7 protein-coding genes and 1 pseudogene are annotated in these 10,532 nt (G+C 57.7%); 1 reads left to right on the top strand and 7 read right to left on the bottom strand.

The features are described 5' to 3' along the window. Window positions 1-52: 52 nt before the first annotated feature. The 7 genes from ACSZPK_RS15720 to ACSZPK_RS15750 form a co-directional block, all read right to left on the bottom strand. Window positions 53-1,063: an ABC transporter substrate-binding protein gene (locus ACSZPK_RS15720; RefSeq protein WP_437882400.1), complete on the bottom strand. Its 1,011-nt coding sequence runs from the start codon at window positions 1,061-1,063 to the stop codon at window positions 53-55. Window positions 1,064-1,137: 74 nt separating this feature from the next. Then, complete coding sequence (locus ACSZPK_RS15725; RefSeq protein ID WP_437882401.1) at window positions 1,138-2,322, bottom strand: ABC transporter ATP-binding protein; 1,185 nt, start codon at window positions 2,320-2,322, stop codon at window positions 1,138-1,140. Window positions 2,323-2,373: 51 nt separating this feature from the next. After that, window positions 2,374-4,056, bottom strand: a complete 1,683-nt coding sequence (locus tag ACSZPK_RS15730) for an ABC transporter permease (RefSeq protein WP_437882402.1) — start codon at window positions 4,054-4,056, stop codon at window positions 2,374-2,376. A gap of 161 nt (window positions 4,057-4,217) precedes the next feature. Next, entirely contained in the window at window positions 4,218-5,381 is a 1,164-nt protein-coding gene (locus ACSZPK_RS15735) for an LLM class flavin-dependent oxidoreductase (protein ID WP_437882403.1), read from the bottom strand. 12 nt (window positions 5,382-5,393) lie between these two features. Further along, a complete protein-coding gene (locus ACSZPK_RS15740) occupies window positions 5,394-6,068 on the bottom strand; it encodes a class II aldolase/adducin family protein (RefSeq protein ID WP_437882404.1) in 675 nt (224 codons plus the stop codon). Between the two features lie 23 nt (window positions 6,069-6,091). Then, window positions 6,092-7,126, bottom strand: a complete 1,035-nt coding sequence (locus ACSZPK_RS15745; protein ID WP_437882405.1) for an ABC transporter substrate-binding protein — start codon at window positions 7,124-7,126, stop codon at window positions 6,092-6,094. A gap of 49 nt (window positions 7,127-7,175) precedes the next feature. Next, window positions 7,176-9,611: a TonB-dependent receptor plug domain-containing protein gene (locus tag ACSZPK_RS15750; protein ID WP_437882406.1), complete on the bottom strand. Its 2,436-nt coding sequence runs from the start codon at window positions 9,609-9,611 to the stop codon at window positions 7,176-7,178. A 240-nt stretch (window positions 9,612-9,851) separates the two neighbouring features. Between ACSZPK_RS15750 and ACSZPK_RS15755 the strand changes: the two are divergent. Beyond that, window positions 9,852-10,446 (top strand): annotated as a pseudogene (locus tag ACSZPK_RS15755) (IS5/IS1182 family transposase); the annotation flags it as partial. Between the last annotated feature and the right edge of the window lie 86 nt (window positions 10,447-10,532).

Raw genomic sequence — 10,532 nt, forward strand, 5'->3', positions numbered from 1 at the left:
CTCCGGATGATTGAAGCCACTCATACACCGGAGGTCTGGTCAGGAAGGGAACTCAAGCGCGCTTGGGCGCCAGGAACACGTCGGCGAATACGGGGCGCAAACGCTTCATCTGCTCCAGCAATTCGTCCGGTGGCGAGGTCATGTGAAATGTCGGGTTTTGAAGCAGGTCATTAGGAAAGAATCGCGGTACCGGCGCTCCAGGCTGGGTCCCCAGCATGTAGGAACGCTCGGCCAATGCACGCTGGCCACGCTCACTGAAAAGCCAGGCCGTCAACAGGCGTGCGGCATTGGCATGAGGTGTTTGAGCGGTGACCGCGATACCGTAGGGCACCAGTGTCGAAAGCTCGGCCGGGAAGCTGATCGCAACCGGGGCACCGAGTTCATGCTGCCGAGCCAGCGGAGGCAGGTAAGCCCAGAGATTGAGCGACTGACGCCCTTGGGCGACGTAACTGATGCCCGCCTCCGGAAAGGCGTAGTTGCCAGCCTGGCGCAACTGATCCAAATCGTCTCGGGTAACACGCGAGTCACGCCAGAGCGTGGCGAGCGCCGCATCGGTGTTGCCTACCGGACCTAGTGGCTGAACATAAGAAAACTGCTCACGCCAGCGAGGCTCGAGAACGTCCTGCAAGCGACGGGGCACATCGTCTGAATGAATCAGACGCGTGTTGTAAGCCACGCCATAAAGCTTGTACAACCCATAGTGCATATAGCCCTGCGGGTCGCGCAGGCGCTCATCAAGTCCACCTATCGTTGGAGGTACGTAGGCTGTCAGGTAGCTGCCCTTTTTCAGCTCTGGCAATACATCGACGGGTTGTATCAACACATCACCCATGTGATTCCCGGTGGCGCGCTCAGCCGCCATGCGCGACATGATTTGCGACGCGGTAACCATCATGTAGACGACCCGCAGTTGCGGATAATCTTTCTGGAACTCCAGCCACAACGGTTCGAACTCAGTGTCCACCGTCGAGCTGTAAACGACCACACGGGTTTCTCCGCTGGCCTGGACCTCATGATAAAGAGCGTCCAGCTCCGCCGGCGCGTTACTGCGCAGCAGACTCATATCGTTCTCGTCCCTGTTGCAGCCCACCAGCGCAGCAGTCCCCAGCCATACCAAGACAAGCCTTGCTAGCCAGCTCATGCCGCGACCTCGCTGTTCACTGCTTCGCTTTGCGATTGTTCCTTGTCGAGCAAGATCACCAGGTCGCTCGGTTCCAGGCGCACCTGGACGGCGAGCCCATCCACTCGCCCAGCACTGAGGCCCAGCCACGTGGACGGATGATCCTGGAAACGTCCCAGCAGTTCGTTACCGAACAAGACAATCTCGCCCTGGAAATACTCGCCCAGATAATTGATCGCCTGCAGGTTAGCCAGAAACGTATTCGGCTCGTGCGTAGAGCCATGGAGGATCTTCAGGTTGGCACTGCGCAGCGCAACGTGAGCGCGCGTGCCGACGGCCAACCGGCTCGAAGCCGGGGCGAACAGCACCTCAGGCCAGCCATCGGGATGGAACTGCACACCACTCGAATCGCTCGCAATCACTTCGCCAGGGAGAATATTGTCGAAGCCGACGAACTCGGCGACGAAACGCGAGGCGGGTCGCAGAAAGATATCTTCCGGCGTGCCCAACTGTTCGATCTGCCCTTCACGCATCACCGCCACACGGTCCGCCAGAGCAAGTGCCTCGGACTGGTCATGGGTGACGAAAATCGAGGTGTGGCCGCCCTGATCATGCACCTTGCGCAAATCAGAGCGCAGGCGAAGACGCAGTTGTGCATCGAGATTAGACAGCGGCTCGTCGAACAACAGCAGTTGCGGTTTGGCGACGATTGCCCTGGCCAGCGCTACACGTTGCTGCTGCCCACCAGACAGATCCGCCGGGCTGCGGCCCTCCAGCCCCTGCAGCCCGACCAGGGCCAGGGCCGCCTTGATCTCGTGATCGGCCTCCAACTTGTCGAGGCGCTTCTTGCGTTGTTTGAGCGGATACCCCACGTTGTCGTAGATCGACATATGCGGCCAGAGCGCGTAGCTCTGGAACACCATGCCAATGGAGCGTTTATTGGGCGGTACGAGCACGTTCTGTGCAGGAGCAGCCACCAGTTCGTTGGCAATGCCAATGCGTCCTTCATCCGGGGTTTCCAGACCGGCAATACAACGCAACGTGGTTGTCTTGCCGCATCCGCTAGGACCTAGAAGGACAAAGAACTCACCGGTTTGAATATCCAGGCTGAGCCCGTTGATGGCACCTCGTGTGTTGCCATCGGCCTTGTAGGCTTGTCGATCGAAATGCTTGCGCAGACCTTCGATATGTACGCCGTTCACACTACTCTCCCAGGCGGCTCTTAACAGGCTCGCCCTATCTATTCGGATTAATCAGCCACCGAGCGCAAGCGAATGCAGCGAGCTCTTGCGGTGCAGGTAAATTCTGGCGAGCAGGCGCCAGAGGAAAAATGCGCTCAGTAATACGGCGAACTCCGCAATCAGCAGCACCACCAGCAGGGCCGAAGCGGCAGAGAAATCGGAGGTGGAATTGAGGTTGTACACCACCGTCGCAATCAGGTTGAGGTCAGGCGCCTTGAGCAGCAACGGGATCTCGAGGTTGCCGCTGACGATCACTGCCGCCATGAACCAGCCCGCGAAAAAGCTCGGCGCAAGCATCCACAAGGTGATATCCAGGAACGTCCGCGTACGTGACGCACCGGATATCCATGCGGCTTCCTGCAACTCGTCCGACACCTGTACAACCGCAGCGTTGGCCACTTGAACCGCGAACGGCACCACGCAAATGATCAGCGCCAGAACCAGCAGCACCGAGGTGCCATAAAGCTGTTTGAGCCCGGGAACACTGATCACGGCCCAGGAGATCGCAACGGCGGTCACGGCGCCAGGCATCGCCAGGGGAATGTAGGTGACGAAGCGAACGAACGAGAGTTCGCGCGCATTCAGACTCTTGGAGATCTGGGCGATCAGAATCGCCAGCAACATGGCCATGAAACCGGCACCGATCGAGATGACGAACGTCAACGAAATAGCGCTGGTGACACGGGGCAACATGAAAATATTCTGATAATGACGCCAGGAAAAATGCGCATACACACCGGGGATCGGCTGGAACGAGGTGAACACCACCGAGCCGATGGGCAATAAAGTGGCCAGCAGCAGAAACGCCAGGATGAAGGCATCGAATACCCTACGGCTCCTGCGCAGAGACACCCGCCGTGGCGTGCTGCTCTTACCCGAGATCGTCACGAAACTACGCCGCCCCAGCAACCTGGCCTGAACCAGGCAAAGTACCGCGACCATAGCCACCAGCAGGACCGAGAGCACGCTGGCCTTCGCATAATTCAAACCAGCCATGCCGTTGACGAACACCATGATCCGCGTGGCGATCACATCGATACTTTGCGGCCAGCCAAGGATCAGCACCATATCGAAGGCCTGCAAACCGCCCACCAACCCCAGCAGCACCGCCCCACTCAACGCGGGGGTCAGCGATGGCAGGCTGATGGAGAAAAAGGTTTTCAATTGACTTGCGCCCGACACCAGCGACGCGTCGTCGTGTGTCGAGTTCAGCGCGCGGAAAGGGCCGAGCAGGAACAGGTAGATGATCGCGACCTTCTTGAAGATCGAGGCCACGATCAATCCCGACCAGGTTTCGATATCTATCAGTCCGGAACCGCCCACTGCCCACTGCGCCAGGTTGTTGAGCCAGCCGGTGTACGGGTTGCCGAGAAAGGCGTATCCCAGGGCATAGAACAAGGGTGGAGTGGCGAAGGTGAGCAGCAAGCCAGGCAGGATCAAACGCTTGCAGGCCACGTCGGTACGCTCGGAAAGAAACGCCAGCGTCGCTGCCAGAAACGTGGCTACGGCGGTGGTGATCAGTGACATCAACAACGAATTGTAGATGGCGCTGGAAATCCCGGGGCCACCGAATGTCGTGCGCCACGCCTCCAGAGTCCAGTCACCCTGGAACCCCGGTGGGAGTGAACGAAACGATCCGGCAAACAGCATCAGCGCTGGCCACACCATCATCACCAGAAGCAACGCATAGAGCAACAGCCGTGGTATGTGCCGACTTGGAAACCGCAGGCCCCAGGAGCGCGTCGCTGGGCGGGCATGACTGAGTTGCATAATCTTCATCTCGAAAACGTGGCCTGCATGGCCTTCCCTGGCGTGGCAGGCACAAGGGCGCAATGGTCGCAACCCGGTTGTTTGTCTCAGCGCGCGAGCACGGGAGGCTCGTGCTCCAGATCGAGCAGTGGCAGCAAGAGTTCGGAGACGTATTCGGCTTCGGTGGCCTGAGGCCAGCCCGAGAGGATGAAGTTGTCGATGCCCAACGCCCTCTGCAGCCATTTCAGGCGCTCAGCTACCTGCTCAGCACTACCCACCAGGTAGGTCCCCCCACCCTCTCCCGTCAGGTCGAGCAACGCCCCCCAGCCGGTCATGCCACTGAAAAGCCCGGGAGCGAACTCCAGGTCATCGAGGCTCGGCAGACGCCCAGCCTTCAGGGCGTCGATGCGCGCCTGGATCTTCGGGTTGTCGTGCGAGATCCCCTGCAGCCCTTGTGGGTGAACCCCACGTGCGATCAAGCCCTCATGCGCCGACTTGGCAAGCACCTCTGCGCCGGTGTTCTCCAGCAGTTGCTGAAAATGGTCACGGGCCTGCTCCTCGGTCTCACGCACGATCACGCTGGCAAGCGTGCCGATCTGCAGCGTCCGGCCTTGGGCCGCAGCGGCTTGCCGTGCATCATCGAGCTGCTGACGGACCTGCTCCAGATCACGTAGAAAAGCCAGGTAGACATCCAGCGTGCTGGCTGCATGGGCGATCCCGGCCGGCGAGGCTCCGGCACCCCATAATGGGATGCGTGGAACCTGGATCGGCCCCAACGGCAGGTTGCTGGAAATCAGCACATTCGGGTCTCGCCCGGAAATATTGAAATAAGTGCCTCGGTGACCGACGTTTTCGCCGGCATACAGGCGCTTGAACAAGTCCCAATATTCGGCGCTCATCTGGTAACGCTCGTCATGGGCAAGATTCACCCCGTAGCGAGCCAGCGTCTTGTCTTGACCATTGACTACATTGATCAGCAGGCGCCCGCTGGAATAGTCATCGAAGGTCAAGGCCTGCTGAGCGAGCAGTGCGGGCGGTGTGACACCGGGATAGACCGGGATCAGAAAACGCATGGTCTGCGTAACGGAAATCAGCGACGTTACCGTGATCAGCACGTCGTGCGCGTAGGTGCCAAACAACGCACCATAAAAACCACCGCGATCGACTGTTTGCGCCACGCGTTGCAGACGCTTGTGATCGACCGGATAACGGCCTTCGGGAACCCATGGGCGCCGGCCGTCGACCGGACTCATGTACCAGAGCACTTTCATCAACTGCAATTCCTACTTGAAATGGCTGGTCGCACCGCTACTGCGAATTGCGCGCTGGATGTCGTCATAGGCGTCATCAGGAAGTAGCTGCGCGCCCCCCAACTGTTCAGCGATCGCTTCCAATTGAGCGGCAGCTTCGAAGAACTTCACGCGGGTAGCCGCTTCGGTGATGGTGTCGCCAAAGGCAAAGATGCCGTGGTTACCATGCAGTACACCTGGGATATCAGGATGGTCACGCAGGGTTTCTAGCAGCGGCGAACCGTCGTCACGGGCGCTGTAGCGGGTGACGGGAATCTCCTTGCGCACCCCAAAACGCGGCAGCGATATGTGCGTGTTGCGCAGTGGCCGATGGGCAGTGGAGAACGCCATCAGATAAGGCGTGTGTGCATGAAATGCAGCCTGCACATCCGGTCGGGAGGTGAAGATACCGATATACAGCGGCGCGTATTCGCGAACGCTGGGATAAGCCTGCCCATGCACCACATTGCCGTCGAAGTCGACCACGACCACGCCGCGCTCCGGATGACGAGCGGCACTGCCGATGACGAACAGGTTTTCACTGTTGGGTACACGCCACGCGCCATTGGCTGCGCCTTGGATGATGCCCGGCGTCGCGGCCAGTTGGTTTTCCACGATCTGGGCGAAGCGGAACAGGTCCACGCCTTGGAAATCAGTTTGTTTACTCATCGTCAATTCCTCATTAATTAGGATCAGAGTGAAGCTCGCGCTTCATCCAACAGGCTGCGATCGAGCCAATCCTCGATCGCGAAATCGTTATCGATGTAGCCGAGTTGCAGCAGGTAGTTCTTCTGGTCCTCCAGCGCCGCGACATAATGCTCATCAAAGCCGAGCGCGATGCTGTCGTAGAGGCGCGAGCCGAATGCCGACTCGACGACTTGCTCGGCAACGGCCTGTTCCCGAGCGATGAAACGCACGGCCTCGTCGTGATTGTCCCGGGCCCATTGCTCGGCCTGCAGAATCCGCCGCAGGATGCGAACCAACAGGTCACGGTGACGCTCGATGAAACCAACGTCGACGGTCAGTGTCAGCGGCGTGCTGTTGTTGGCACGCTGTACCTCATCGGGTAAATCGAGCAGGTCGAAGACCCGGTTGAGGCCGAACAGGAATTCCAGTTGAGGCGCCGGAGAGCCAATCGTGCGCGAGGTGATCACGTCCACCTCGCCACGTAGCAGCGGCGCCAACCCATCGGTGTACCAGGCTCGGCGGATGGTCCCTGAAGCGCTGCGGTTGTTACCGGCAGCACGCTCAGGCGTCAGATCGGGCTCCACCAGGGTCACATCGTCGAAGCTCAAACCTGCTTGGCGCAAAGCGCCCTCATAGGTACGTCGCGACGTCGAATACTGAAAGTCGATCGTTCCCCCACCGTTACGCTGCAGCAACAGGCGCTTGCCTTTCAGGTCGGCCGGCGTGGTGATACCGGATTGCGGCAGGCTTAGCACGGCTTGCGGGCCGCGCACGAAACTCAAGCCGATCACCCGCGTATCGGCGCCACGTGCCCGGGTCCAGATCGCCGGGATGTTGCCGCCATGGCGAATCAGGTTATCCAGCGCGTGGGAAAAATGACTGTTCAAACGCTCCGGATCATCGCTGGCCTGCAACAAGTGGAGAGCGACATGGGCATCTGCCGCGAACTCGTCTTTCAGCAGTCCCAGATGCACCGCAATGCCCAGACCGGTCGGTATCGGGCAGCGGGTGTAGTAAATGCTAGTGGTGCTATCGCTCATGATTGCTCCTCGGCGCATCGGAAGGCGGACGCGCCGCCCGCCTCCATGATCAGAAGTCGTAACTGAGATTGGCGTAGTAGAAGGCGCCGTCATAACCCGCTGGCGATGCAGGCGAATAGGTCGTTTGCCCCAGGGTTTGCTGTTGCGAGATCTGCTTGTCGGGGTAGCTGTCGAACAGGTTCTTCGCCCCCAGCCCAAAACGCAGCGCGTCAGTCACGCGATACCCCAGCTCGAGATCGGTTACCCACTGCGCCGAATATCTCTGGTCGTAAGCCGCGTTGGTCGGATGCGCCACGCCAAATGCCCCATAACGAACGAAGCTGACGGTGGCATCCCAGTCACCCTGAATGTAGGTGGCACTGAGGACGACTTTATCCTTGGGTGCGTAATCCTCGATGATCGACTGGCTCTGACGGCCTATCAGCGTCAGTCCGCTACCCTGCAGTTGTGACGGATTGGCCGCAATGCCGGTGATCTCGTTCTTCGCACGACTGTAGGCGGCGCTCAGATCGAGTCGCGCATCGTGTTCAAGATTGAAGCGATAGTTACCCACTACATCCAGGCCACGCGTGCGGGTATCGACTCCATTGACGAAGAATTGCGCGTATTGAATGTCGGGGAAGCCTGCTCGCGTCAGGATCGAACTCACCAGCGCGCCACCGAGTTGATCGGTCAGAACGATGCGATCATCAATGTCGATCTGATAGACGTCGACAGTCACCGACGCATTGCGAAAAGGCGTGAGAACCAGGCCCAGCGAGTAGTCGGTCGACTTTTCGGGCTTGAGGTCCTTTGCCCCCAGAGCTCTAGCTTCCGCGCTGCTGACGGGTAGCCCACGTGTAGAGGTGAACTCCAGGGTTCCCGTTCGGGTACTCAACCCCGTGACCGCATAGCCGCTCTGCGCCAAGGCTGGAGCACGAAACCCAGTGCTGGCTGAAGCCCGCAAGGCGACGTTGTCATTGAAGGCATAGCGTGCCGATAACTTGCCGTTGGTCGTAGAGCCCGCATCGCTGTATTCGTCGTAGCGGCCGGTAATGCCAACCTCCAGCCTTTCAACAGGCTCAAGTTCAAGACTGAGGTACACACCTTTCACGTTGCGCTTAAGATCCACCTCATCCTGAGGATGCAAGCCGGTATTGCCACGCGAGCCGATCAGAGGGACCTGCCCGGCGTTGGGACCATCAGGAATCAGTTGCCCACCGTTGGCCCAACTTTCATAAGACCCCGCATGGGTTTCATAGTGATCCTGACGCCATGAAAGACCGCCAGCAATGTTCAGCGGCTTGACTGACCAGGAAACGGGAAGCGCCTTGACATAATCGAGGTTGCTATTGAGCAAACTATTGCGACGATTGAACAACTCGCTGAACGAAGTAGGACTATCCGATCCAAACGTCGGGTTGACCGAAGGCGAAACACCTTGAGTAAGTTTGTTCCAGCCATAGGAAACCGAGAAATCCAGGCTGCCCAACTCTTCGTTGTCGTACTTGGCGCCCCCCAGGACCGAAAAGTCCCTGTTGTTATACGTTGCGACAGGTTGATAACCATCAGGAAACAGTGCCCTGACGTTACCCTTGTCATTCGGCGGGATGAAATTTTGCCGAGCCTGATTTCGCCCATGGCTATAAGACGCCGTTCCATACAGACGCAACTGGTCACTCAGACCGAACTCGGTATTCGCCAGCAGATTCCAAGCGTCACGATCCGGAGGCTGGGCCCATTTGACCTGGTCCTTGCGCGCAGTTGCCTCGCGGGCGTCACCGGCGAAATACCACTGTCGACTATCAGCCTCACCGGACAGCGGATGACGCTCCCGGTAAGCATCGGCTGACAAGGTGAAAAAGCCATCGCCTGGCAGAGAAAAGCCCTTCCAAACACTGGTGGATGCGCCATAGCGGCTGTTCTGAGCGTTGTAGACGCCATATTGGCTGGAGACGTTGCCGCCTTCGGCTTCCCCTTTCAGGACGATGTTGATGACGCCCGCAATCGCATCCGAGCCATATTGTGCCGATGCCCCGTCGCGCAGGACTTCGATATGGTCAATGGCGCTAATGGGGATGGTATTGAGATCCACTGGCTGGGAGTTATTCGCGCTGAGCCCCGCGATAGTCTGGCGCCGCTTGCCATTGACCAACACCAGCACCTGATCAGCCGATAGCCCACGTAACGTAGCCGCTTTAACACCATTATTCACATAGCCGCCCGTGGGCGAGTTAAAAGATGGCGACAGTTTTTGCAGCAGATCACTTATTCGTGTCACGCCACTTCTTTCGATACTCTCACTACTGATCACATCGACAGGGGCTGAACTTTTAAGTGGCGTGACGTCGGACCTTTTAGTGCCTGTCACCACAACAGTTTCAAGCAATGAATCTGCACTTCTTTCGGCAGAAAAAGAATGTTCCGAGGTCGCAAGCGCGATGGAAATCGCTAATAAAGAAGGCAAAGAAACCCTGCCCCCGACAAAAGGGTAATTCAAAGACATTGTTATCCCCATACATAGCAAGGCTGTAAATCTGGATGAATTAGAGCATTTACTTAATGCAGAGGAAAAAGACCGTGTCACGCTATATATATTTCTAAAAAGAATATTAACCAATATTAATAGCAGGTATAGAAATAAAAGATTTTTGCCGCACTCAGAAACTGAGTGCGACTAAGGAAAATCTGAATTTAACTTCTCGAGTCTGCTGAAATACCCCAATCCGTCTGCACGAACCTTCCAATGAAACAGATGATCTTCGCTGACGCCAAATACGCCGGTAAGCACAAACAGACCGCAAGGGACTCTTTCTGATCGAAATGAATCAGGTGTTGCCATGGAAGAGGTGACTCTGGTCGACCGCACGATCCAAAGGTCAAGGTGGTCGGCCTATCTGGCGATGGCAATGCTGCACATACATCTGATGCAGAACGGGTTTGGATACAGCGATGGAGGGCGTGTTGTATGAAACTACGGTACTGCGACAACTTACGGATTTGAGCCTGTAACGTATAACCGACGAAACCGCCATCTTCAATTTCGGTCGTTTGCTGAAGAGGCATAAATTGGCTATCGGCATCCTCGGCGCCACTAACGGCTACCTGGGAGATCGGGGCTTTTCGTTGCGCCGGGGTATTATCATCTATGTCACGCTGATCCATGCGCGGAGTTCGACCAAGAATAAGGAAGGCAAGCGTGACCCAGAAATGCATCAGGTCAAAAAGGCAACCAGTACTACTTCGACGCCAAAACGCACATTGGCGTCAATATAGAGTCGGGCATGGTGCATCAGGCTCACGTCACAGCGACTACCGCTTCTGACGTTATTCTGGTCGATGGTAATCCTCCCATTTTTAGTACTCGCCAGAAGTAGATGTCGGGCCGCAATGGCCAGCTTCTGTTTGGGGGTGATGCCTCCCAGGG

Source organism: Pseudomonas sp. LRF_L74 (genome assembly GCF_965644255.1).
Lineage (GTDB): Bacteria > Pseudomonadota > Gammaproteobacteria > Pseudomonadales > Pseudomonadaceae > Aquipseudomonas.